Origin of the sequence: Sporosarcina ureilytica, assembly GCF_001753205.1 — a bacterium.
Classification (GTDB): Bacteria; Bacillota; Bacilli; order Bacillales_A; family Planococcaceae; genus Sporosarcina; species Sporosarcina ureilytica.
Genome location: NZ_CP017560.1, coordinates 53,776 through 78,234, shown reverse-complemented (window position 1 = coordinate 78,234; position 24,459 = coordinate 53,776). Strand labels below are relative to the sequence as shown.

Annotated in this window: 29 protein-coding genes; 18 read left to right on the top strand and 11 right to left on the bottom strand. The window is 38.3% G+C overall.

Going from position 1 to position 24,459, the window contains the following annotated elements; translation table 11 throughout:
- Window positions 1–29: 29 nt before the first annotated feature.
- On the bottom strand, window positions 30–1,229 hold the full coding sequence (locus BI350_RS00395) for an alanyl-tRNA editing protein (RefSeq protein WP_075526338.1): 1,200 nt from the start codon (window positions 1,227–1,229) through the stop codon (window positions 30–32).
- 266 nt (window positions 1,230–1,495) lie between these two features.
- Between BI350_RS00395 and BI350_RS00390 the strand changes: the two genes are divergently transcribed.
- On the top strand, window positions 1,496–2,041 hold the full coding sequence (locus BI350_RS00390) for an NADPH-dependent FMN reductase (protein WP_075526337.1): 546 nt from the start codon (window positions 1,496–1,498) through the stop codon (window positions 2,039–2,041).
- A 63-nt stretch (window positions 2,042–2,104) separates the two neighbouring features.
- Here BI350_RS00390 and BI350_RS00385 read toward each other — a convergent pair whose 3' ends face one another.
- On the bottom strand, window positions 2,105–3,013 hold the full coding sequence (locus BI350_RS00385; RefSeq protein ID WP_075526336.1) for an EamA family transporter: 909 nt from the start codon (window positions 3,011–3,013) through the stop codon (window positions 2,105–2,107).
- A gap of 204 nt (window positions 3,014–3,217) precedes the next feature.
- Between BI350_RS00385 and BI350_RS00380 the strand changes: the two genes are divergently transcribed.
- The 3 genes from BI350_RS00380 to BI350_RS00370 are packed head-to-tail and all read left to right on the top strand — an operon-like array spanning window position 3,218 to window position 5,096.
- Window positions 3,218–3,418, top strand: a complete 201-nt coding sequence (locus BI350_RS00380) for a PLDc N-terminal domain-containing protein (RefSeq protein ID WP_075526335.1) — start codon at window positions 3,218–3,220, stop codon at window positions 3,416–3,418.
- Window positions 3,415–4,314, top strand: a complete 900-nt coding sequence (locus BI350_RS00375; RefSeq protein ID WP_211117182.1) for an ABC transporter ATP-binding protein — start codon at window positions 3,415–3,417, stop codon at window positions 4,312–4,314. The genes BI350_RS00380 and BI350_RS00375 overlap by 4 nt, the downstream gene beginning before the upstream one ends.
- Window positions 4,314–5,096, top strand: coding sequence for an ABC transporter permease (locus BI350_RS00370; protein WP_075526333.1), 783 nt, complete (start codon window positions 4,314–4,316; stop codon window positions 5,094–5,096). Before BI350_RS00375 ends, BI350_RS00370 begins: the two co-directional genes overlap by 1 nt.
- Window positions 5,097–5,199: 103 nt before the next feature.
- Here the strand turns inward: BI350_RS00370 and BI350_RS00365 are convergent, their stop codons facing one another.
- Both BI350_RS00365 and BI350_RS00360 read right to left on the bottom strand, forming a co-directional pair.
- Window positions 5,200–5,442, bottom strand: coding sequence for a hypothetical protein (locus BI350_RS00365; protein WP_425423236.1), 243 nt, complete (start codon window positions 5,440–5,442; stop codon window positions 5,200–5,202).
- Between the two features lie 146 nt (window positions 5,443–5,588).
- Window positions 5,589–5,774, bottom strand: a complete 186-nt coding sequence (locus BI350_RS00360) for a CsbD family protein (RefSeq protein WP_075526331.1) — start codon at window positions 5,772–5,774, stop codon at window positions 5,589–5,591.
- Between the two features lie 322 nt (window positions 5,775–6,096).
- Between BI350_RS00360 and BI350_RS00355 the strand changes: the two genes are divergently transcribed.
- Both BI350_RS00355 and BI350_RS00350 read left to right on the top strand, forming a co-directional pair.
- Window positions 6,097–6,531 carry a hypothetical protein gene (locus BI350_RS00355; protein WP_075526330.1) on the top strand — a complete coding sequence of 145 codons (435 nt, stop codon included), beginning with the start codon at window positions 6,097–6,099 and terminating at the stop codon, window positions 6,529–6,531.
- A gap of 80 nt (window positions 6,532–6,611) precedes the next feature.
- Window positions 6,612–6,842 (top strand): hypothetical protein, encoded by a 231-nt coding sequence (locus BI350_RS00350; protein ID WP_075526329.1) that lies wholly within the window; start codon window positions 6,612–6,614, stop codon window positions 6,840–6,842.
- Between the two features lie 97 nt (window positions 6,843–6,939).
- On the opposite strand, the gene BI350_RS16790 is transcribed toward BI350_RS00350, so the two are convergent.
- Window positions 6,940–7,092: a hypothetical protein gene (locus BI350_RS16790; protein WP_155767444.1), complete on the bottom strand. Its 153-nt coding sequence runs from the start codon at window positions 7,090–7,092 to the stop codon at window positions 6,940–6,942.
- 160 nt (window positions 7,093–7,252) lie between these two features.
- Between BI350_RS16790 and BI350_RS00345 the strand changes: the two genes are divergently transcribed.
- A complete protein-coding gene (locus BI350_RS00345; RefSeq protein ID WP_075526328.1) occupies window positions 7,253–7,672 on the top strand; it encodes a DUF1801 domain-containing protein in 420 nt (139 codons plus the stop codon).
- A 216-nt stretch (window positions 7,673–7,888) separates the two neighbouring features.
- On the top strand, window positions 7,889–9,088 hold the full coding sequence (locus BI350_RS00340) for a multidrug effflux MFS transporter (RefSeq protein WP_075526327.1): 1,200 nt from the start codon (window positions 7,889–7,891) through the stop codon (window positions 9,086–9,088).
- Between the two features lie 147 nt (window positions 9,089–9,235).
- Here BI350_RS00340 and BI350_RS00335 read toward each other — a convergent pair whose 3' ends face one another.
- Window positions 9,236–9,568, bottom strand: a complete 333-nt coding sequence (locus tag BI350_RS00335) for a winged helix-turn-helix transcriptional regulator (protein ID WP_075526326.1) — start codon at window positions 9,566–9,568, stop codon at window positions 9,236–9,238.
- A 106-nt stretch (window positions 9,569–9,674) separates the two neighbouring features.
- Here BI350_RS00335 and BI350_RS00330 point away from each other — a divergent pair, with 106 nt between their 5' ends.
- The 3 genes from BI350_RS00330 (at window position 9,675) to BI350_RS00320 (ending at window position 12,184) form a co-directional block, all read left to right on the top strand.
- Complete coding sequence (locus tag BI350_RS00330) at window positions 9,675–10,520, top strand: VOC family protein (RefSeq protein ID WP_075526325.1); 846 nt, start codon at window positions 9,675–9,677, stop codon at window positions 10,518–10,520.
- A 149-nt stretch (window positions 10,521–10,669) separates the two neighbouring features.
- Window positions 10,670–11,749 carry an AI-2E family transporter gene (locus BI350_RS00325; RefSeq protein ID WP_075526324.1) on the top strand — a complete coding sequence of 360 codons (1,080 nt, stop codon included), beginning with the start codon at window positions 10,670–10,672 and terminating at the stop codon, window positions 11,747–11,749.
- Between the two features lie 108 nt (window positions 11,750–11,857).
- Window positions 11,858–12,184 carry a hypothetical protein gene (locus tag BI350_RS00320; RefSeq protein ID WP_425423235.1) on the top strand — a complete coding sequence of 109 codons (327 nt, stop codon included), beginning with the start codon at window positions 11,858–11,860 and terminating at the stop codon, window positions 12,182–12,184.
- A 53-nt stretch (window positions 12,185–12,237) separates the two neighbouring features.
- On the opposite strand, the gene BI350_RS00315 is transcribed toward BI350_RS00320, so the two are convergent.
- Window positions 12,238–12,969 carry a hypothetical protein gene (locus BI350_RS00315; RefSeq protein WP_245698278.1) on the bottom strand — a complete coding sequence of 244 codons (732 nt, stop codon included), beginning with the start codon at window positions 12,967–12,969 and terminating at the stop codon, window positions 12,238–12,240.
- 87 nt (window positions 12,970–13,056) lie between these two features.
- On the opposite strand from BI350_RS00315, the gene BI350_RS00310 reads away from it, so the two are divergent.
- From BI350_RS00310 to BI350_RS00295, 4 genes are all read left to right on the top strand, one after another.
- On the top strand, window positions 13,057–14,319 hold the full coding sequence (locus BI350_RS00310; RefSeq protein WP_425423243.1) for an acetyl-CoA hydrolase/transferase family protein: 1,263 nt from the start codon (window positions 13,057–13,059) through the stop codon (window positions 14,317–14,319).
- A 282-nt stretch (window positions 14,320–14,601) separates the two neighbouring features.
- A complete protein-coding gene (locus tag BI350_RS00305; RefSeq protein WP_082295140.1) occupies window positions 14,602–15,330 on the top strand; it encodes an ABC transporter permease in 729 nt (242 codons plus the stop codon).
- Window positions 15,331–15,338: 8 nt separating this feature from the next.
- Window positions 15,339–16,127 (top strand): ABC transporter ATP-binding protein, encoded by a 789-nt coding sequence (locus tag BI350_RS00300; RefSeq protein ID WP_075526321.1) that lies wholly within the window; start codon window positions 15,339–15,341, stop codon window positions 16,125–16,127.
- Between the two features lie 13 nt (window positions 16,128–16,140).
- Window positions 16,141–17,247, top strand: a complete 1,107-nt coding sequence (locus tag BI350_RS00295) for an ABC transporter substrate-binding protein (protein ID WP_075526320.1) — start codon at window positions 16,141–16,143, stop codon at window positions 17,245–17,247.
- A gap of 32 nt (window positions 17,248–17,279) precedes the next feature.
- On the opposite strand, the gene BI350_RS00290 is transcribed toward BI350_RS00295, so the two are convergent.
- The 3 genes from BI350_RS00290 to BI350_RS00280 form a co-directional block, all read right to left on the bottom strand.
- Complete coding sequence (locus BI350_RS00290; RefSeq protein ID WP_075526319.1) at window positions 17,280–18,251, bottom strand: DMT family transporter; 972 nt, start codon at window positions 18,249–18,251, stop codon at window positions 17,280–17,282.
- A gap of 18 nt (window positions 18,252–18,269) precedes the next feature.
- Window positions 18,270–19,496: a peptidase T gene (pepT, locus tag BI350_RS00285; RefSeq protein WP_075526318.1), complete on the bottom strand. Its 1,227-nt coding sequence runs from the start codon at window positions 19,494–19,496 to the stop codon at window positions 18,270–18,272.
- Between the two features lie 238 nt (window positions 19,497–19,734).
- Window positions 19,735–19,959, bottom strand: a complete 225-nt coding sequence (locus tag BI350_RS00280; protein WP_075526317.1) for a DUF2187 family protein — start codon at window positions 19,957–19,959, stop codon at window positions 19,735–19,737.
- Between the two features lie 482 nt (window positions 19,960–20,441).
- Here BI350_RS00280 and BI350_RS17005 point away from each other — a divergent pair, with 482 nt between their 5' ends.
- From BI350_RS17005 to BI350_RS00270, 3 genes are read left to right on the top strand one after another with little or no spacing between them, the layout of a single operon-like run.
- Complete coding sequence (locus BI350_RS17005) at window positions 20,442–20,582, top strand: hypothetical protein (RefSeq protein WP_168157236.1); 141 nt, start codon at window positions 20,442–20,444, stop codon at window positions 20,580–20,582.
- Window positions 20,583–20,600: 18 nt separating this feature from the next.
- Window positions 20,601–22,175: a sodium/proline symporter gene (locus BI350_RS00275; RefSeq protein ID WP_075526316.1), complete on the top strand. Its 1,575-nt coding sequence runs from the start codon at window positions 20,601–20,603 to the stop codon at window positions 22,173–22,175.
- Complete coding sequence (locus BI350_RS00270) at window positions 22,172–22,654, top strand: hypothetical protein (RefSeq protein ID WP_075526315.1); 483 nt, start codon at window positions 22,172–22,174, stop codon at window positions 22,652–22,654. The genes BI350_RS00275 and BI350_RS00270 overlap by 4 nt, the downstream gene beginning before the upstream one ends.
- A 104-nt stretch (window positions 22,655–22,758) precedes the next feature.
- On the opposite strand, the gene BI350_RS00265 is transcribed toward BI350_RS00270, so the two are convergent.
- The gene (locus BI350_RS00265) at window positions 22,759–24,393 is read right to left on the bottom strand and encodes a PucR family transcriptional regulator (protein ID WP_075526314.1); all 1,635 of its coding nucleotides are present in this window, start codon (window positions 24,391–24,393) and stop codon (window positions 22,759–22,761) included.
- Between the last annotated feature and the right edge of the window lie 66 nt (window positions 24,394–24,459).

The following is a 24,459-nucleotide window of genomic DNA, read 5'->3' as shown; positions in this document are numbered from 1 at the left end:
GCCTTATTTTTTATTGCGAAGAATGATTATTAATTAATCGAGGAAGTTAAACTGCTTTCCATCATTTTTATGAATTCTTCTTCTGTCAGTTTATAATCACCACCGCCTTGAACGAATGCGTCATTCCCTCCGCCTTTACCATTTATGAGCGGCAACACAGCAGCCGAAACATCTTTCATACTTGCAGCGACTACACTGCCTCTAGCCGCTACAAACTGAAGTTTTTCTTCATTACGAGCAACGAGAAGTACAATTGTTTCGTCTGATTCCGCTACAATGAGTCGAGCTAGTTTTTGTAATTGCTGAATGGAACGGTCTTGAAATATAGCGGTAACTAAGCCGTTACGCTGTTGACTCAATAATTCCTTGGCCTCAAATGTTAATAATGCTTCTTGTGCTTCCTTCAATGATTTTTCGAGTGAGTGGTTTGTCTCTAATAATTTTTCGATTGCCTGTCCAATTCTGTCTTCAGGAGCACTTAATAATCTGGATGCTTCTGTAACTACATTTACTTTATCATGTAACAAGTTGAGTACACGCTTACCGCAAACGAAATGAACCCTTGTATTTCCTCTATGTTTCTCAGCAGATAATATTTTTAGTGAACTAACTTGTCCCGTATATTCAGGATGAGTTCCGCCGCATCCGTTATAGTCAAACTCCGGAATAATCACAAGGCGTATCTCTCCTGTTGCTTGAATTTGCTTTCGCAGTGGATATTGATGGAGTTCGTCATCCGTTACCCATTTTACTTCGATTGGACGGTTTTCAAGAATTACTTTATTTGCCAGCTCTTCTGCTGCTTTAAGTTGTTCGTCTGTAACATTTTCGGCCTCGATATCAATGGATACTAGACTTGTCCCCAAATGAAAGCTGACCGTAGAGAATCCAAATAACTCAACAAATGCAGCGGATAAAATATGTTGCCCCGCATGTTGTTGCATATGGTCAAAGCGACGTTCCCAATCGATCATGCAATCAACTTCACCTGTGGCATCAATCTCCCCCGACAAATAATGACGAATTTCACCGTCAATTTCAATGACATCAATTACGGGCACTCCATTAATTGTACCGGTATCATGGGGCTGACCGCCGCCAGTCGGATAAAAGGCGGTTTGACCCAACACAACATAAAATTCTTCTTTATCATCTATTTCCGTTTTCACCACTTGCGTTGTAAATGATTGACATTCGGGATCGGCATAATATAAACGATTTTTTAGCATAAAATCGACTCCTAGTTAATTAAGTTTGGTTTATCTTATCATAATTGAGGATAAGGATGTCATTCCTAATATTTTGAAGGAAATTAAAAGTCTCCATGTTAATGCGAGAATAAACTTTAAATGACTCGGCCTCTAATGAAGTTGTTTTACTATATATCCCCGTAAAATGCGCGAAAAGTGTTCATTGGAATAAATGTTTTCTAATTTGAAGAATTATTGTTCATACTGAAGAATGATGCTTCAATATGTGTAGAGGAGAATGGAATATGAAAGTTGTAGCCCTTATTGGGAGTTTGCGGGAGGATTCTTACAATCGACAATTAATTGAAACGATTGAAAAGCGGTATCATACGATGTTTAATCTTGAAATTGCACCGATTGGAAAGCTTCCTTTTTACAATGAAGACGAAGAAATGTATCCGCCAAAGGAAGTTGAGCAATTTAAGAAAATGATTGAAGGCGCCGATGCTGTCTTTATTAGCACGCCTGAGTTTAATTGGTCAATATCAGGTGTGTTAAAAAATGCATTGGATTGGCTATCACGAGTAGATAAACCGATTGCGAAAAAACCGGTTCTTTTAATGGGCGTCTCGCAAGGAGGCTTGGGAACAATTAGAGCACAATTGCACGCAAGACAAATATTAACGAGTGTTGGTGCAGTAATGATGCCCGCTGCCGGTAATGAAATGCTCATTGGTGGTGCTGGACAAAAGTTTGAAAACGGGGAACTTACACACGAAGTTACTTTGCAGTTTATTGACGAAGTGATGGAACGTTTTATGGAATTTGTTAAAACCGAACAAGATCAATAAAAAACCACTTTCTCATATAGAAGTTGTCGTTTAAAGGGCATCTTCAACAATGAGAAAGTGGTTTTATTCATGAACATCCATGAACTTTTCTTTTCTAGCATTGCGCCTTTGTTCCACGGTTGGCAAAGTCATCCCGAAAAGTATGACGAGAATGCCAATAACTTGTAAAAACGTTAGGTTTTCACGTAATAAAATGACTGAAACAGTGACCGCTACAGGTAATTCCATCGCACTTAAAATGGATGAAGTTGCTGCACCGACTTTTGGAACTGCAATTGAAAATAAATAAATTGGAATCACAATGCCAAATAAACCAAGGATAAGACCATAAATCCATAAGTTTTCACCAAATAACGTTCCATTCCAAACAATTTCTGGAGATTGAAAGAACGTAATGGCAATGACAGCAAAAAGTGACGTAAACAACAGACGTGTTTCCGTGTCCATTCCTTCAACTTGTTTGGAGTTCACCATTACAAAAGAAGCAAAACTGACTGCTGAAGCCAATCCCCATGCCCAACCTTGCCATGGAATTCCGCTAATATCCGCGCCAATAACGCCAGCAGCAAAAATCGTCCCGGCAAACAATAAAACAAGCGAAATTACTTCAATGCGCTTCGGTAATCGTTTTCTCGCAATACAGTCAAACAACATGCCAATCCAAGTGAATTGGAAGAGCATGACAACTGCAATAGATGCAGGCATATATGTGACGGCTTGTCCATAAACCGTTCCTGTAGTAGCCGTGAAAAGTCCTGCTAATATAAGTGTGGCGCCACCGCCAAATTTAGGCGATTTGCGACGAACAATAGTAAAAATGATAAGTGATAGAATAAAGCCAGTAAAGTACTGTGCTGTGACCGCTTCAGAAGCAGTAAATCCATCTCGAATGGCAAGTTTTATAATTGTTGATAAAATACCGTAACAACTTGCCGCAAAAATAATCATTAACGGATAAATCCATTGGTTCATAAATTGAAGCCTCCTTGTTCATCAGGCCATTATACCATGGATAGCAGAATTATCGTATCGAAGCGAATGGGTTTAAATAATATGACAATCAAATAAAGAAATTACTTATTCGTCATGTTCACAATGATTCTGTTATATACATAGTATATCAGAAATGTTATAATAAACTTAATTTCAAATCATGATCGAAAGGATGTGTCAACCATGACTGAACTTGCTAGTATTCCGTGGAATTTAATCTGGCCACTTATTGCACTTCAATTCATTCTAGTAGTTATTGCACTCATTGATATTAGCCGTCATAAAAGAACGAACGGACCCGTTGGAATGTGGGTGCTTATCATTATTTTTATCAACTTAATCGGCCCAATTCTTTATTTCGTTTTTGGAAGGAGGAATGGATAACAATGCTACTTCAAGTTGAACAATTAACAAAGGCTTTCGGAGATGAAAAAGCCACAAACGCTATATCCTTTGATTTAACGGAACATACGTCAACGGCGCTTATCGGACCAAATGGAGCAGGGAAAACGACGACATTATCGATGCTTGCAGGATTGGTTACACCAACAAGCGGACAGATTACGTTTCATCAGGAGGAGCGTCAAGATATCAGAGAACTAATCGGTTTTTTACCCCAATATCCAAAGTTTTTCCCTTGGATGACAGCGCTTGAATTCACTGAAATGGCCGCGAGATTAAGTGGGATTTCCGCCAAAAAAGCAAGGCGCGAAGCACAAAAAACGCTTGAATTTGTTGGGCTTGGAGATGCGTTGACTAAGAAAACGATGACATTTTCAGGCGGAATGAAGCAACGTCTTGGGTTAGCGCAAGCGATAGTGCATAAACCTAAGTTGTTGCTGTTAGACGAACCCGTTTCTGCCCTAGATCCCGTTGGAAGAAGGGAGATTATGAATTTATTAAAAGAATTGCAACAAGAAGTGACGATCTTATACTCAACGCATATTTTGAATGACGCGGAAGAGATGACGGATAAACTTCTTTTTTTAAGAAAAGGAGAACTTGTCGAACAAGGTAATTTAGAAGATGTCAGACACCGTCATGCTGATCCGTGCATCGTGATAGAGTTTCTTACTGACAACGAATTACAGCGCTTTGTCAAACAAACGTCATGGCAGGCAAGGATTAAAGGTCTTAAGCTTTCAATTGATGCAGAAAAGGATTCTATAAATATGTCCACGGTTTTATCTGTTTTACATGAAGGCAACTTTCAAATTCGTAAAGTTGAACAACAAACAGCAAGCTTAGAGGAAATTTTTATGAAAGTAGCGATGGTCTAATGGGGAAATTTCAAGTGTTTCTTCAAAAAGAGTGGCGTGAGAACTGCCGCAACTTTAAAATCTTATGGATTCCATTGTTTTTTATCATCTTTGGTGTAATGGAACCTTTAACAAATTACTATTTACCTGAAATTATGAAAAGCGTCGGGAATCTCCCGGAAGGCATGGAGTTTATATGGCCTGAATTTACTGGAGAAGAGATTTTTATATCCTTACTTGGACAATATCAAACCATAGGGATTCTTGTCATCGTCCTTGCATTGATGGGCAGTATTTCGGGGGAGCGAAAAAATGGTACAGCAACACTCGTCTATGTTCGTCCGATTTCGTTTGGCCAGTACTACTTAAGTAAATGGGTTGTCTTGGGTAGTCTGACCATCGTAAGTCTTTTCCTCGGTTTCTTAAGTGCTTGGTATTATATTGAAATGCTTTTTAGTCACGTGAATTTCATGCAACTTCTTGAGTTTTTTGGCGTGTATAGCTTATGGATCCTATTTGTCGTTACAGTTACACTCACTTGTAGTGCGACATTTTCAACTGGTATCGCCGCAACAATTTCCTTGATGATTACTTTAGTTTTTCAAGTGATTGAAAGCATCTTAGGTGCATATTGGTCGGTTTCTCCTTGGAAATTATCGATGTATGCAACAGAAACGTTAAATGGTTCACTAGAAGTATCAAACCTATGGTGGAGTGTGCTTGTAACTTTATTCCTTATCTTTGTACTGATGATCTTCGGCATTTTTATGTTGAAGAAGAATGCTTCAAAAATAACGATATAATCCTCAAATTATTATCCCAAACTAATTTCCCAGGAAATACGACAAACTTCGCGAAATGTTTACTGTAAAGATAGCGCTTCTCGATTAGTGAGAAGCGCTGTTTTTATGAACCAGGAAACTTATCTTGACTAGAAGATCTATTTTTCGAATCACGATGAATTTTTTCTTCCCGTTCTTCCATTTTTAAATCCTCAAGTGGAATCGAGTCCACGGTCATCATATCTTCATGCATATCGTAAATACTCTCTTTATCTGTTTTTAAATGTTCGGGGTTATCCATAAATGGACCTTCCGCATCTTTTCGATCTCGTTCAGTAAATGATTTCTTTTTTTCCAACTTATTCACGCTCCTTTCGAGGTGAAATTCCCTTTCTAATATTATTCACATATCATTGTAAGACTAAACATGTTTGTTTTTTTCGGAAAATAAGGTGCATATATACTAATTGTAATAAAGAGGAGGAAAGTTATGGATCAGTTCTATTATTATAATTACTTCTTATTAAATTTATCTTTCAATTCGCCAGTCTTTTTTTGCGCTTCGCCTTTAAGCTTGTCCAATTTTCCTTTTGCTTCTAATTTAGCATTATCGGTAGCATCTCCAATTTGTTCTTTCAATTCGCCTTTTGTTTCGTTAATAAACCCTTTCACTTTGTCGGAAAATCCTTTTGCACTCATTTGCAATACCTCCAATTTGTAGTTAAGCCATAATTTCCCCGCAGAACAATTTATTAAACATAATCGTTCATCCCATTTCTCTATGATTCAGTCACTTACGACAATATCAGCTAAAATTAGTAGTATAATACTATTTGTTAACTCGGAAGATAAGACAAAATAATGCTTTCTTTTTTCTAATCTAATCTGTATACTTATATGTAATTATTTTTAAAAGATTCAGTAAATTATTGGGCGATGTAATAAAGCGTACATCAAAACTTTATTTAAAAAGCATCTTTTAATAGTTTTAGTAGATTGGAGATAAATCGGAGGAGATAATATGATAAGAAAAGGGCGTTTTGCACTTAAGAATAGCAAAGAATATGAACTCATCTCTTATCACCGTCAATATTATTTAAAATCAAATAATATCCTCGACTTAGAAAATGGTTTCATTGCATTTCGTGGAAATAAAAATGAATTCATTAAAAAAATATGTTTAACAGATTTAGATGATGCTTATGAGGTCTTCCCTTATGCAATACTTAAAAGTTATCGTTTTTCTGTAGAGGCAACTAATGTCAGTACAGGGATGGTTACGTTAGTAACAAGTAATCCATTTGTGCAAAAACAGATTGATGTTAGACCTTACCGAATCGGTGAATATATAATTGAACTGCCTTTTAGGGAAGTAATCATACAAGAAGAAAGAATTCCTATTCTCGGTTTTGAAAATATTCCATCCATGCCATTCGGGCAGATTAGAATATTGTAAAACTGAGTAATGAATTGAGCTTTATTGGATAGAATAAGGATTGAAATCGGTTATTCAGTAAAGCAGAAGGAGGAATTCAAATGATTCAAAGCCTTAGGATAGTTGAAGATGTTCTTGAAAATAGTTCACATCAAAGATGGCATTTCGAAGTTATCCTCGACGACAAGAAATATGAGGGATATTATAAAGACGATGACGTTGATTGGTTTCAAATGCAACCAGACCAAGATAATCATGCGATGCCGTTGGAGCAACTAGAAGAAGAAGTAATAAGGCGAATTAATGAATGGCTGTCAACATTTCAAGAGTAAGCTTTATTGCGATGGGAACGGATAACTTTTAACCAACATAAGAAAAGAGCTACCGAAAACGGTAGCTCTTTCTGTTTGATCGAAAAATGAAGAAGTCTTATGACGATGTTCCTGTTCCTGAATTTTTATTCATTCCCATGGACATCCCTGTGAATGTCTCAACTTGTTTCATCAGTTTGTTCCTCGCGCCCTTATTTTGCATTAAGTACGCTGCACCGATTCCAAGTGCTGCTAAAGCCATTTTATTCACAATGTCTTCCTCCTCAAGGTTTTATTTCGATCAATGATTAGCTTACCCATTGTGAAGGATTTTAACGGCCTATTTAGTTAGAAGTTAAAAAAGAAGGAATTTTCTACGCAAGGTAGAAAAGGAAGGAATAGAAATTCTATGGATGGGGGTGAAATCAATAATGTATGAATTAAAAACAAAGGAAAATGATAATAGTGTCATTGAGTTTATTGAAGGCGTGGAAAATCTCAAAAAGCGAGAAGACGCTTACCGATTGCTTGACATTTTTACAGAAACATCTGGATTCCCCGCAAAAATGTGGGGCCCAAGCATAATAGGGTTCGGTTCTTATCATTACGTATATAAATCTGGTCACGAAGGAGACGCGCCGCTCGTCGGTTTTTCTCCAAGAAAAGCAAAAATCAGTTTATATTTTGCAAGCGGTGACCCAAGACGAGAAGAACTGCTAAAAGAATTTGGCAAACATACAACAGGAAAAGCATGTGTTTATATTAATAAACTCGATGATGTTAATGAAGATGTCTTGAAGACACATATTACGCAATCCATTCAGTTTTTAAGGGAATTATATCCAGGATAGTAAACATTCCTGTATTCAAAAGGAGAACAATTATAAATTGAGGTTAGGAGGTTTGTGAGTCTGAATCGAATCTACCAATCGTTTAAGGACTAGGAAAACTTTCTTTTCAAGAAACAACAAGATGTACAATGCTAGAGTTATACGATAACATATAGCGAATAATTCAGTCGTTATATATTGGAATCATTTCCTTGAAAAGAAAGGTTGTTTTAAAATTTGTCTACAATAAATGGAATTAAAAGGTTACGATTTGCGTTGCTTCTTGGTGCGTTAGCGGCAATGGGACCGTTGACAATTGATATGTACTTGCCTTCATTTCCTACAATTGTTACGTCTTTTGACACGACGGCTTCTTTTGTTCAAGTAAGCTTAACCGCTTGTCTTTTAGGCATCGGAATTGGACAGCTTATACTTGGTCCAATGAGCGATGTCCATGGACGGAAGAAGCCGTTACTTATTGCACTCATTGTTTATTTTATTGCTTCTGCTCTATGTATGTTTTCACCAAGCATCGGTTTTTTCATTGCAGCACGCTTCATGCAAGGTTTTGCTGCTTCAGCAGGAATTGTGATTTCAAGAGCCATTGTCCGAGACGTATATAGCGGACGTGCATTAACAAAGTTTTTTGCTCTGCTCATGCTCATTAATAATTTAGCACCTATTCTTGCGCCCGTCCTTGGGGGCGGAATTCTAGCTCTTACTGATTGGACAGGGGTATTTGCAGTCCTAAGCGCAATTGGATTTTTATTATTTGCCATTGTGTTGTGGCGATTGGAAGAATCGTTGCCGGAAGAAATGCGTGTGCCTAGCAATCTATCTGATATGATTAAAAACTTTGTTTCATTATTAAGAAACCGAGAATTTATGGGGTATGCACTGGCCCAAGGGTTTATTATGGCAGGGATATTTGCCTACGTCGCTGGAACACCATTTGTTTATCAAAATATTTACGGTGTATCACCACAAACGTTTAGCTTGTTGTTTGGCATGAATGGCCTGGGGCTTATTATGGGAACACAAACAGTAGGACGTCTAACTGGTGTTTTATCGGAAAGACGTTTTTTAGAAATCGGTTTATTGATGTCCATTAGTTCAGGGGCATTTCTGCTCCTTGCAGTATTATTTAATGGTCCGCTCATTACAATTGTCGTACCAATCTTCTTTTTTGTCGCTTCAATTGGCGTCATTGCGACATCTTCATTTTCATTGGCCATGGAATCCCAAGGCCATATTGCGGGCAGTGCCTCAGCTTTATTGGGTTTGCTGCCTTTCCTGTTAGGGGCGATTACAGCACCGTTAGTAGGAATAGCAGGAGAAGAAACGGCAGTTCCAATGGGGGCAATTATCTTTTCTTCAGCTTTAATTGCGGTCCTTTCATATATTTGGCTTGCAAGGAATAAAAAGATAGCAGTCTAATAATTAGCCGTCTACTAAAAGTAAAGTAGATGGCTATTTATCTTTTAAAATAAAATCTGAAGGTAGGACATTCTAAGCAATAAAGACGTCGCCTAAATCTGGATGGCATATTGAATAAAGCTGGTTACTAACAGTAGGCAACCGGCTTTATTTTTGTTCTACAATCTCTTCTCTTGTTACCCATTTCTTCGACCAATTCTCAATCTCACTCATGATCGGCATCAATGACATACCTTTTTCGGATAATGAATATTCAATTCGGACAGGGGTTTCTGGATAAACGTTCCGGATGACAAAATCTTGTTGTTCTAAATCCTTTAGGCGTTCCGATAATGTCTTACCACTGATACCAAGCTTATCGGTCATGGTGCAAAAGCGCTGTGGACCAGACATTAATTGGTACAAAATAAGTGCTGTCCAACGTTGGCTTAAAATAGAAACCGTTTTTTCGAAACGGGGACAAAGTTCAAATTCATTCATAGAATAAAGCACCTTTCATTGAAATAAATATTAGTTGACAATTACCATTGTAACATATAAAGTTAGTTACATAAAGTAAGTTAGTAACTAAATGGAGGTAGTATATATGAATTTTCATCAATCACCTTGCACATATACCGGTGAAGTTTATCTGAATGTATTGGATTTGGATAGAAGCAAGCAATTTTACACCGAAATTATTGGATTTGAAATTCTTGAAGAAGAGGAAAATAAAGTAGTATTCACAGCAGATAGCAAGACGCCGCTGTTAATTGTTGAGCAACCTGAAAATGGTATTCCAAAAGAACCTAGAAGGACTGGCTTATATCATTTCGCTCTCTTATTACCAGAAAGAGCAGATTTAGGCATGATTATTAAGCACCTTGTCGAACATAATGTTGCGCTGGGGGCATCTGATCATAAAGTGAGTGAAGCTCTTTATTTATCAGATCCAGACGGTAACGGGATTGAGATATATACAGATCGTAAACCGGAAGTTTGGAGTTGGGACAATGGGAAGGTAGCGATGAGCACAGACCAGCTCGATGCAGAAAGCGTTGTGGCTGAAAGTGAAGGTCGCGTATGGAATGGACTTCCCGCGGGAACGCTAATGGGACATATCCACTTACACGTTGCCAGTTTATCAGAAGCAGAAGCATTTTATAATGCACTTGGATTTGAAGTTGTCGCTAATTATCCGCAAGCATTATTTATGGCAAACGGAAAGTACCACCATCATATTGGATTAAATACTTGGCACGGCGGGGGAGATGCCCGTCCGTCAGAAAATAGTGTAGGCCTACAAGCATACACACTAATTTACCCAACTGAATCCGTGTTAAAGGAAGCAATTGGAAAAGTAGAAGCTTTGGGAAGCAAAGTGACCGCGGGCGTTAATCGTTTTAATGTAGAAGATCCATCGGGCAATCGGATTATCCTTCGCGTTGAATAAAGAAAAATGGTTAGAGTCATCAACGACAAAAGTTGATGGCTCTTCAATTATCGCAAAATGTGAAAATTTCATCGAACTTCCACGTAAAACAACGTATACTTAATTGATAGCTTATATAACTAATATTATTTGAAAGGAGTGGTGAGTTAGTGACAAGAAAAGTGTGGTTTCAAGTCGGTGTTGGTATTTTATTAGCGTTGCTTATTGTAAAATACTTTATTGAAATCAATTGGATTTTAGAGCCACTTCTTATTATTGCGAAAACGATTTTCGTTCCGTTGTTATTAGGGGCTGTACTTTTTTATATTACAGAACCGATTCAACGATTTTTGGAAAAGCTTAGGGTACCGCGTTGGGGAAGTATTTTGTTAATTTTGATCGGCGCTGTAGCAACTGTATGGCTCTTTTTGTCATTTATTGGGCCACCGGTTGGGAAGCAAGTGGACAAACTTGCGAAAAATACGCCTACAATTGCAAAAGAGATCACGAATCGAACAGAGTATATTTTGCAGCATCGGGAAGATTTACCGCCACAAGTGAATGAAGCGATTGACAAAGCCGCAAATTCAGTACAGTCGATTGCAGTTGTTTTTGGTAAATTTATTGTGTCTTTCTTCCAATCCGTTTTACAAGCAACATTTACATTAATTCTCGTGCCTTTCTTCTTTATATTTATGTTAAAAGATCACGAAAAGTTGTCACCTTTTGTTTGTAAGTTCTTCACTGGTGAAAAGAAAGCTTGGGTTCAAAAGACGCTCGGAGATATGAATACGGTGCTCCGGACTTATATTCAAGGTCAATTGTTAATTAGCTTTTTATTGGCAGTGATTATGTATATTGGCTATTTAATTATTGGACTAGAATATGCACTGTTGCTTGTTATCTTTGCCTTTTTTATGAATGTCATTCCGTTTATCGGTCCTTGGATTGCATTTATCCCAGCTTTAATTATCGGTTTTTTACAAGATCCGATGATGGTTATTTGGGTGAGCCTTGTGACACTCATTGCACAACAGACCGACAGTAATTTAATTACACCGAATGTCATGGGGAAGACGTTGGATATTCACCCGCTTACGGTTATTACAATCATATTGGCAGCGGGAAATATTGCTGGTTTCTTTGGCATTCTTCTTGCGATTCCTGGATACGCGGTAGGAAAAGTGATTATCAGTAATATTTACGAAAGAAGAAAAGAAATCAAGCTTGCCGCCACAAAGAGTGTATAGGCGGTTCCAGCTTACCGGAAATTATAAGTTTGATAAGACACGCATCCAATCAATTATGTTGGAATGCGTGTTTTTTTCGACAAATTACTGTATTTGATTTGGGGATAAGTGTATGAACAAAACATGACAGGACATTCTAATTTAAAAGGAATGATTATGATGTTAAATGAATTTCCTGTTATTCATACAAATATATGGGATGCCATTTGGGCGGTTCCGGTAATTCTAGTCATCATTCTTCTTTTTAAAATCTTTAAACTGCCAACGAGTTGGGTGTCCACAGTTGCTACAGTGAGTGGATTGTTGTTGTCGATATTCATTAGCCATCGAGGAAATTTATCGGCAGGTATTTTCATGGGGATTTTTTATGGGGCCGCTGCGGTAGGTACGATTTATTCCGTAAAAGCGTCTTATTTAGCATTTCGAGAATTGTAAATGGGTGTGAAAAAGGAAGTTTCTTAAACGAAACTTCCTTTTTATAATGGAGATTATTTCAACGGACAAAATCCACATTGCATGAGGCCCGGAACATCTTTGGATAAACAACATGTTTTTCTAACCTTCCTGTTAAGCAATGCACTTGGTTCATGGCCTTTTAAATACCTCGCGAAAAGAGATTCCTTTGCAATTCCTTTCCATAAATTGTCTTCTTTTAATAGATTTAAGTCTAGTCTTGCTTCCTCAGCAGTTGCGGGATTTTCTAATAAGACGTGGTAATGCCATAATAAGAACCCGAAAATGTTTTCCCACAAAGTGAGTGATGAAATATTCACTACGGAGCGAACTTGTTGAATGATTGCGTTGCATTCGTCGTGTAAAATGTGACGAATTATTTTTTCGCGTTCATTTTCTGGCACATCGGCAAAGTCCCCTTCATTCACAAATATGCTTATCGTTTGGTTTCCATACTCAGTTTTCGCGCCGAAAGTAAACTGCTCAGGTTGTCCACCCCACACTTCGTCATAGGCCGCCAATTGATAAAATTGCATAGAAATAAACATCCCAAAACGACGTAGAAAGTAAGAAGCAGCAACAGTTTGATTTGGGCTTTGGCTAATCGTTTGGATAGCGTGCAAAACAGATTCTAGTTTATGGGCATGTAACAAGTCTTTTAATGTGAATAGCGGATGCTCAGGCTGTTCGACATACACGCTATACATATTTAATTGTCTAATTTGATCAGTTGTTAGTTTTGTCATACTTTGATTATAACGAATCATTATCAGAATACAATGAGTCTTTTTAATGTTGAGCGAGCGCTCAGTCTGTTATATACTATTAGGGAGGAGGAGAATAATTTGTCTAAAATGCTATCAAATGATGACTTTATTGCATTAGTTGAACAAGACGCGGATATCATTTTACCAATTGCGAACGGTGAACCCATTCGTTTATTAAATATATTAGAAGAAAACTATACTCGTTTACAAAACGTGAAAATTCATCAATTATTAGCGCTAAGAGAACGAGCCTATATAGAAGGAAAAATGCCTGGACATCTTTCACATACTTCCTACTTTTTAAGTGGCGCAACGAGGAAGGCATTTGCAAATGGTACTGTTGAACTTGTGCCAAATGTTTTTCACGAGGTGCCAAGAATATTAAGAAAGACAACAAATCTATCAATGGTGTTAGCGGTCGCATCGCCGATGGATGAACACGGTTATTTTACATTAGGTACCCAAGCGGATTATGTGGCAGAATTTATCGGAAAAGTTCCATTTGTCTTGGAAGTGAACGAGCATATGCCACGTACATTTGGGGAAAATCAAATCCATATTAGCCAAATTGCTGGTTATGTTGTGAACCATGTACCTTTATCGGAAATACAGGCACCGCCTATTGGTGAAAAGGACATGAAAATCGCACAATATGTCGCAAATGAAATTCGTGACGGAGATACACTCCAAATTGGCATTGGCGGAATCCCAAACGCTGTTATGAGTATGTTGAAAAATCATAAACATCTCGGTATCCATACCGAAATGTTGCCAGATAGTGTCGTAGATCTTATCGAGGCAGGGGCAGTAGATGGTACACGTAAGTTTACAAATCAGGGTAAAGTAGTGGCTTCCTTTATTTATGGAAGTAAGCGGCTTTATGACTTTGTTCATAACAACCCTTCTATTGAAATGTTGCCAGTTAGCATCGTAAATGATCCGCGTGAACTGGCAAAGGAACCAAATCTTGTCTCTATTAATGCAACGACTGAGGTAGATTTATACGGTCAATGTGCATCGGAAACCGTCGCTGGTCAATATTATTCTTCGACAGGTGGGCAAGCTGATTTTGCCCGAGGCGTTCGTTTTTCGGAATTTGGAAAAGGGTTTATTTGTATGCATTCCACCGCAAAAAACGATACGATTTCTAGAATTAAATTACAATTAACGCCAGGTTCCGTCGTTACAACTTCTAAAAATGATGTTGATTACATTGTGACTGAATACGGTATTGCACATTTGTACGGGAAATCCCTTTCCAAACGGGCAGAAGCATTAATTGACATTGCGCATCCAAAATTCAGAGAAGAACTTTCATTTGAAGCGAAAAAAATAGGTTTATTCGTCTAAGTTTAATATCGTTGAAGAGGAAAAATTCACAGTCAATGGGGACTGTGAATTTTTTGTGTTTTACAGATGTAGATAATAGCCCAATTGTTGAAGTTCCGTGAATAACGACTAAATTAGTCGTATCTAGACGTGTGCCCAGCACATCTACCCATGTGTTTACATACAATTTATATGAAGAGGTGGTGAACGTTGAATAAAAAAGAGACGGAGCTTCAAGGAAATCCGTTTGAAATTGAACAACGTGAATGGAAAAGAAAGCAGAAGAATGAACGCTGGAAACAGATGCTTACAATTGCATCGCCAATATTACTATTAATGTTATGGGAGTTTTTATCGAGGACGGGGTTAATGGATATTCGATTCTTTCCACCACCAACCGCGATCATGGGGACGTTTTGGGAGATGATTTCAAATGGTATTCTTTTTGAACATATCGGAATTTCATTATATCGCATTATTTTAGGTTTCCTCCTCGGTGTTATTCCTGGCGTCGTCATTGGCTTGTTAATGGGGCTTTATTCGCCAATTCGCCATTTTATTTCCCCAATTATCATGGCACTTATGCCAATCCCTACGTTAGCATTACTTCCAATCATTATTATTTTATTCGGAATCGGGGATTTATCAAAGGTTATTACCATTGCTGGAAGTGTGTTTTTCCCTGTTGTGATTAATACGGTAGCGGGCGTCATAAATATTGACTCTATCTACTTAGATGTTGCGAAAAACTATGGGGCAGGAAAAGTGAATTTTTTCCTGAAAATCGCATTGCCAGGCGCATTGCCTGTTATGTTAGAAGGTATTCAAATGGGGCAGGCGATTGCACTGTTAACGATTGTGGCGGCTGAGATGATGGGAGCGACCTCGGGAATCGGGTTTTTAATTTGGACCTCCTACAAGGCTTTTTTACTTAAAGAAATGTATGTAGGACTGATTCTTATTTCATTTTTCGGCTACCTTTTTTCACTCATGCTTCGTGGATTACAGAGAAAAATGTTGCCGTGGAGGTGAATCGGTAAGTGGGTAAAAAAGCAAAGATTGAGATTACGAACTTAACGAAAGCATTTTATAAAAAACAAAACAGCGTGACCGCGCTTGATGATATCACATTGACCATTGAAGATGGGGAGTTTGTTTGTCTAGTCGGTCCAAGCGGCTGTGGCAAAACAACGCTTTTAAGAATACTAGCTGAACTTGAGACACCAAGCGTGGGTGAATTCAAGATTATGACTGAAAATGAAGGGCGTCCTTTGCAATCGATGGTTTTCCAAGAAAGAGGCATTATTCCTTGGTTAACGGTTGAGGAAAATGTTGAATTCGGGCTGAAAATGCGTCATATCCCGAAAGATGTGATTCGTGAAAGAACGGCATATTATTTAAAGAAAACAGGGCTTGATAAATTTTCGTCGCTATATCCAAAAGAGCTTTCCGGTGGAATGAAGCAAAGGGTAAGTATTGCCCGCGCATTTGCAAACGATCCGGAGATTTTACTCATGGATGAACCGTTCGCGGCACTTGATGAGCAAAATAAATTTATTTTACAAGAAGAGTTATTGTCGATTTGGGCGGAAACTGGAAAAACAGTACTATTCATTACGCATAGTATTGATGAGGCATTATTACTGAGTGACCGGATTTTATTAATGAGCGCACAACCAGGAAAAATCATTCATGAAATAACCGTAGATTTGCCTCGACCGAGAAGAGTGGAGGATATTCGAGAAAATCCTGAAATGGCCGCTAAATTTATCGAAATATGGCAGCATTTGCAAGAAGAAGTTCAGAATTCGAGAAAAGAAAAGGATTGAAAGGAAGAGGTTTATGACGAAGTGGTTAAAGGGTAGATGGCTAATTCCGCTTTTCGTGTTGGTCCTTGTATTAGGCGCTTGTTCCTCAAAGGAAGCAGAGAAGTCACCGGTGAATAATGACCCGCAAGATAATTCGGAAACAGTGCATCCATCCGGAGATTTAGCGCCACTTGAAAAGCGCGAGAAAGTTGTGATTGCTGAGGACGGGGCGGCGTCGGGGGCAGGTTTCTATATCGCTACTGAGAAGGGATATTTCGAAGACTATAATATTGAAGTAGAATTTGCGCAGTTTAGCAACAGTGATGACATGTTACCAGCCCTTGCAGCGGGGGAAGTCGATATTGCTGGCGGCGTGTCAACAGCATCTTTCTTTAACGCCATCGCACAAGGCATTGACGTTAAGATTATTGCAGATAAAGGTCATAATAATCCGGGGAAATCTTATTTCACTTTCGTCATTGGTAACCATATGGTCGATGAAATAAAAGACTATGCAGATTTCAAAGGTAAGAGAATTGCCGTTTCCTCACATAATTCAATTGACGAATATATTTTTGAGGAAATGATTAAGCATGCGGGGCTTACAAAAGATGATGTTGAATTTGTATTAATGGCTGACTTTGGAAGCATGCTTGGTGCGATTGATGGGGAAACCATTGATGCTGCACTTAATATCGAGCCTCTTATTACACAAGGTGTTGAAAATGGCTTTCACGTACGATTCGGGGATGCGACAGATTATGCGCCTGAATCACAAATTGCATTGGTACTTGGTTCGCCAAACTTTATGAATGTAGAAAAAGATGTTTCCTTACGTTTTATGGCGGCTTATTTAAAAGGCGTCCGCGACTATAACGATGCCTTTATTAAAGGGATAAACAAAGATGAGATTATCGATATTATGACCAAACATACAGCGATGAAAGATCATGAATTATGGGAGAAAGTTCATGTGACGGGATTAGACCCGGACGGCAAAATGTTTATAGATGATATTCTTAAACAATATGATGCGTATAAAGCAAATGGCGCTATCCGTGGAGAGATTGACTTCGATAAAGCAATCGATACATCGATTACTGAAGAAGCGGTTGAAATAATCGGGGAATACGAACGTTAAGTATTTTTAAGAAAGCTAGTGTTGTGTGGGCACTAGCTTTTTTGGTTGTTGAAAATTGTATTGGAATGACCATACGCAGCATGAAAGCTATGTAAAGACATGCCGATAATAATGACGATAATTCCGAACAATGCTAGGGTTGTTGGAAGTGCAATACCAAGGATGGCCATTTCACCTAGAATGACAAAGATTAACTGCGTAGACTGCGTTGCCTCTACTGCGGCTAACTTTCCTTGGTCATTACGTACACGGTCAGTGGCCATGAAAAACAATGTTGTCGCGATTACGCCTGAACTAACTCCAACGATAAACGACTGAATAAGTTGGCTCATAGAAGGGAGGCCAACTGTAACCAATGCAATGATGGAGATTAATGCCCAAACAGGAATCGTCATCATCGTCATCGCCAATACACGCTGAAAAGTATCAAGCCGCCCATCCAGTAACGCCATCATTTTACGATTGCCAAAAGGATAAGCGAATGCTGCGAATAATATTGGTAAAACGCCAAATAACAAAGTTTGAATTGTCACGTTTTGGGCATGTGGAATTTGAATGAACACGACACCGATTAAAATAATGAAAGTTATACTTAAAGAAACGAGTGGTATTCTTTGTCGAACATTTTGCGGACCATTTTTTGTTTGAATGGTCAACATAAAAAACGGCGTTAATAGAACACCTGCTAGAATGGTTAATTGCCATGTTCCCGCAACTAACCACCCAGGACTGAATGCAGCGGCATATGTAAGGGGAGCGTAGAATAAAACAAAAGCGACGACACTCCAAAGGAAAAAGGGAAGGGGTTGTTGTCGCATTTCTTTCTTCATTGGTGCAAATCCTTTTCTGTAATAAACGATGACCAATAAAAATGGTAACATAAAAAAGAAACGGAGGGAGGAGCTCCATAGCCAGCTCCCTCCTGATAATTCCATCGAACGATTTAAAATAAAAGTTACCGCAAAAAAGATAGAAGAGAGTATGCCTATCCCAATTTCCCTCATGTTATCTCCCCCTTTTATTTATGCGCGCTCTTCGAAAAGCTGTACCGTTTCAATAATGACTTTCGTTGCAAGTTCCATATTATCGGCTGAAATATATTCATATTTGCCGTGGTAATTTTCTCCGCCTGTAAAGATATTTGGTGTTGGCATGCCCATATAAGATAGCTGAGAGCCATCTGTTCCGCCGCGAACCGGGACAATATTCGGTTCAATGTCTAGCTTTTTGAACGCATCCGAAACAATGTCCACAATTTCCATTACAGGTTCGATTTTTTCTCGCATATTATAATATTGGTCCTCAACCTGGATTTCTACGGTATGCTCGCCGTATTTCTCTTGTAACGCTGCTGCCGTATCAAGCATAAGTTGTTTGCGATTTTCAAAAGTCTCACGGTCAAAATAACGAATAATATATCGAAGTGTTGATTCCTCAACATCTCCTTCGAATTGCATTAAATGGATAAATCCTTCATAGCCATCCGTTTTTTGAGGAATTTCCTCGCTTGGCATCGCGTTTTGGAACTCATTCGCAAGTAAGATTGCATTCACCATTTTATCTTTTGCCGAACCTGGATGTACACTTGTTCCGTGGAACGTTACTTCAGCGCCCGCCGCATTGAAACTTTCATATTGCAGCTCACCTAACGGGCCACCATCCATCGTATACGCATATTTTGCGCCAAATTTTTCAACATCAAATTTATGTGGACCTCGACCAATCTCTTCGTCTGGTGTAAAAGCTATACGAATTTTTCCGTGTTTAATATCTGGATTGGCAAGCAAGTATTCCATCGCTGTCACAATTTCTGCGATACCCGCTTTATTATCCGCACCAAGCAGTGTCGTACCGTCAGTTGTAATTAATGTATGTCCTACATATTTTGTTAATTCCGGAAAATCTTTGACAGCCATGACTGTGTCCTCATTCAACTGAACGTCTTTTCCGTCATAGTTGTCAATCCGTTGCGGTTTCACGTTTTTACCCGTGTAATCTGTTGCCGTATCCACGTGAGCTAGAAAGCCAATCGTAGGGACATTCTTATCCGTATTAGCGGGAAGTGTCGCGAATAAATACCCATTTTCATCAAGCGTAATTTCTTCTAATCCAACCTCTTCAAGCTCTTTTTGTAAAACATGAAGCAAATCCCATTGTCCTGGTGTTGTTGGACACTCCGTGCTATTAAAATCTGACTGTGTATCGATTTTTGCATAACGGACAAGTCTTCCAATTAACTTTTCTTTCATAATTAAACAGCCTCCTCGATGACGATGTGTTTATCTTATCAGATTTCTTTGATTTACGAAATATTGGACAACACTACTGCAATGAGTCTAATGGAAAGACCCTTTCATTTAATTAAAAAGAGAAAGCATTCTCGGGGAAGTGAGAAGTGGGAAGAAGGTTGAAGAGCGTTCATTCATAAAATGAAAAAACGTCTTGTTATCCGACAATCATCGGTTAACAAGACGATAAAATAGCGATTTACTCGACTATTGAATAGTTCTTATGGGATACAACAGTAAGATTTGAGGCAGCCCCAATTAAATCAGCATCCTCATTAGATAGTTGAACAATTACGGAGTTTTCTAGAATCTTGTAAATCGTTCCACTGACTTCATGGTTATTACGAACAAATGAAATTTTTTCATCGACTTTGCGTGCTGCAACAAAATCCGATATTGGTCTTTCCTTACGTGGAAAAGCCATTCGAATCCCTCCCAAATGGTTTCTATTTATCTTAGACGTGAATGTAAAAATGCCTAGGCTATGCCTAAGCATATACGTTGTCGAAGACAAGAAGACAAGTACTATTGATACGGATCAATAAAACTTGTACATACTAGTATACCATATTTAGCAGATTTGTGGGGAATACCTTGCACAATATCAATCTTAGGTTAATTAGAAAGAAGTCCTTGAAATTATTGTTTCGACCTCCACTAGAGTGAATAAACGAAAAGTATAGAAAACCCGCCATTCATTTTACATTATGTGAAATGACTAATTTGAATTCTTTGAATAAACTTTATATTATGTAATTGTGGAGTGGGGGTTATTAAGTATACCAGATTAGTAGTAAAAGTTACTTATAACTAAAGTTTTATGTAAACATTGCTCGCTAAGAACGGAAATTAACGATGTCCCTTTTGTTTTTTTGCACGCAAACTGACAAGAAATGAGGTGGGAAATTGTTCAACTTACCTGCAGAGACGTTTTGGTTAATCGTACCTTGGCCATTTATTTGGGTTGGATTGGCGCTTGTGATGTATTTCAAAATGAAAAAAGAAGACGACCAAGAAGAAATAAATGAAGAGAAAATACAAGAGTAATCTCATGGAGGGGAAATAATGAGTTTAGATGGAATTATTTTTATCGTCTATTTGGGTGTTCTCTTAAGTATTGGTCTTTGGTTTTCGCGTAAATCATCAGAGTCAACTGAGCAATACCTACTGGGAGGCAGATCACTTGGCCCAGCAGTTACCGCCATGACGATGCAAACAACCGCAATGAGTGGATTTATGTTTATGGGTGCGCCGGCGATGGCGTTTCAATATGGCTGGTATGCAGTATGGTACGCCATTGGGGATGCAGGGGGTTCAATCGTCAACCTTTCCGTGTTAGGGAAGCGAATGAGACGAATGTCTGAAAAGTTGGGAGCGCTTTCACCAATTGAATACTTAGAAAAGAGATTTGAAAGTGCGAGTGTTCGCGTTGTAGGATCTGTCATTTCTATCGTATTTCTATTCGGATATGTTTGCGCACAGTTTATTGCTGCAGGTAAGGCGATGTCAACATTGACTGGCTTTCCTTATGAGGTGTCTTTGGTTATAGGAATTAGTGTTATTTTAATTTATACGGTTGCAGGCGGTTATTTAGCTGTTGCTTACACTTCTTTTGTACAAGGGATGATTATGGTTTTGGGCGTTGTCGGTATTGGGGTTCTAGCCTATTTACATGTAGGCGGATTGTCTGGCCTAAACGCATCTTTGGCGGCACTTGATACATCGTATTTAAGTATTTGGGGGAAAGATTTAGCCTTTTATGGGCAGTGGGGAGTAGTATTAGGTGCGATATTGATTTATTCCATTGGGTATATGGGATTGCCACACGTTGTTGTTAGACATATGTCCATGAAAAGTACGAAAACAGTTAAAGGCGCTGTCCTAATCGGCGCGATTTGGAACCAATTCTTTATTTTCGTGCCGTATATTTTAGGGCTGATTGGAATTATATTGTTACCGACAATCGCGGATCCGGAAATGGTCATTACAGAGTTAGCCTATACACTATTCCCGGGAATTTTTGCGGCGCTTCTGTTGTCTGCAATTATGTCCGCCGTTATGTCTACTGCGGATTCCATTTTAATGCAAGCGGGTTCTATTTTATCAAGGGATATTTACCAACGTTTTATTAATAAAGATGCAAGTCAGAAGACGATGGTACTTGTTTCTAGACTTTGTATTTTAGCGGGTGGGATTGTCGGTGTCATTGTTGCGATTTATGAGCCGCCTTCCATTTTCGCGTTAGTTGTTTTTGCTTTCGGTACTCTAGGAAATACCTTTCTTGTTCCATACGTTGCTTCTGTTTACTCTAAAAAAGCGAATAAGATTGGTTGTTTATTTGCAATGATTGGTGGAGCGACGACAAATATTGTATGGACGTCGATGAACTTAGAGACATCTACGGGTTTCCACCCATTCTTAGCGGGCTTACTCGTATCGATTGCAGGGATGATTATTGGTAGTCAATTTGGCAGTGAACCTTCACAAGATATTCAGGATATTTTTGAAGAATCCAGAAAGAAACGTACATTCTCAAATGGTTTTGACAAAAATATTGCGCGAGATCTTGCGCCGGAAGCGAGTCAAATTTCTAAGCTTTTAGCGGAAGAAAGTAGTTCCTATAAGGATAAGTACTCATGAAAACATTATTGACGCAAGAGACGGTCTTTGTTGAGAAAGACGTATTAAAGGGATTTCACCAATTTGATAAAGAAGCAGATGTTCAAATTAATCGGATGATTTATTATCCCTATTATTTCTTTGAATTTAAAGTGCATGCAAAAAGTCTATTAAAATTTAACGGTAAGGTAGGGTGTACCATCGATGCACTTGGTGGTCGCGGGGCAATTGTAGATGTACAACCTGAGTTTTTTGAAAGCCAAGTTGAACATTTAGCCGTTCCGTCGATTGTCATCGTACAAGAAGAGGCTAGTAAAAAAGCGGAAGAATTTGTCTTTGAGCATACCTCAACAAAAGCAAAGTTTATTACAACGCCGACAATAAAGCAGATTAGCAGTCAATTGTTTTATCGGCCGTTTTGGATAGCGGAATACAGGCGAAATGAGGAAGAACAACAGCTAATAGTCGATGCGGTGAGTGGAAGTTATCACCCATTGTGATGTCAAAGGTTGATGGGGAAAATTTATATGAAAAGGTTGGAACGATAAGTCGATAATAGAAATCCGTCACACCCTTTTGTGGGTGATGACGGATTTCTGTTCGGTTATTTCGTTCTTGATACATTTTTCAATAGCTCATATGCTTTTATCGCAACTTCATAGGCTAACCGGTTTGGTGGTTTCATAAAGTCTTTACCGAGAAGTGTCTCTAATCTGTCTAGTCGATGGTACAAGGTTTGCCTAACGATAAATAATCGCTCGGATGTTTCTTTCTTCGAGCCGCTGCATTCAAGGTAAACTGTAAGCGTTTCGAATAAATTACTGTCTGTTTCGCGGTCATAATTGATGACGGGGGATAAATATTCTTTTACGTATGTCTCAAGGTAATTACTTTCTATTAATAACAGGAGTAGTCTGTAGACGCCGAGATTTTCATAAAAATAATTATTTGTAATTTCCTTTTTTTGGAGTGCTAATACTTTCCTTGCTTCATCGTAACCTGTCATCACATCCAAGTTATTCTGATAAACAGTGCTAATCCCAAAAGTGCATATATTTTCATCGGAAAAATTGTTTTTTGCTACGCGAATAATCTCATTAATAATATGTGTAAATCTATCCGTTTCATCGCTTAATTGATTAGTTGAAAGAAAAAAGGCAATCACAGCAATTTCATTTCTTCTAACCGAAACTGCCGGGAAAAATCCGTTTTGTTTAAAAAGAGCGCGTATCGTCATGGATCTTTGTAGTTTAATTTCCTCCCAGTCTTCTTCATTCATGTTTATATCAGGTACATTTAACTGAATGACAAAAATACGGTAATACATATTCCGACTAGGTGTAGGTAAATACGTGTGTAAATCAGCTTCATCACAGGATCTTCCATTTAATAAATTTCTAACAAGCTCATCTTCCATATTTTGTTTCCGCTCTTCGATTGTCCGATTACGAAGCAAAATTTGTGCAATGCCAAGTGCTGCACGATCTAACAGAAGAAACAAAAAGTCCTCGGCGTAAGGATCGGAAAACTGTAAACATAAATACCCCCACGTTTGTCCAAGGCCTTGGACGGGCATAAAAGCATAGTGATGACCGTGCATTGAAACAATTTTTTGTGCGTGAGTATTTTTAAGTTCCTGTTCAATTAGCGTATGAATATCCCCTATCATTTCTTTACTTTCGGCAGGATAGTAATAGGGTTTTAAGCGTTTATCAATAAAAATAGCATTTTGTTGAAAACGTTTATGAAGTTCTTGAAGAATTTTCAAGATACCGTTGTGCGATAACGAAAGGGATATAAATTTCCTGGACAATGTATCCAGTTGAGAGAGCATTTCATGATGTTGATTAATAATATGGGTATGCAAATCTTGTGTGATATCGACAAATTTAACAACTTCTTCAAAGGCGATAATCGGAAAGTTATTTTCATTTGCTAGATTGATGATTTCAATTGGAATTTCAGAAAAATGTGGACCTATTTCTATACATATTGCTGCTACTTCTTTTTCAATGAGTTTTTTTACATATTGTAGTTGAGTTGAACGGTCAAGCCGGAGCCCCACTCCGGTCGTTAGAATGAGTTCTCCCCCGTTAATAAGTGATTCAAAATCCTTTGTTTCCAATATATGTGACCATTTCACTTGCCGGTTTAAACCAGTCCTTCCTGCGATAACTTTTGCACAATGGAACGATTTACGTTGTAATACATCCTGTACGGTTAACTTTAACTCGTTCATCAGCGATGCCTCCTCCAAAACGTTAAATTGTCGAGTGAATGATTTTACACTATGTAAAATGAAAAG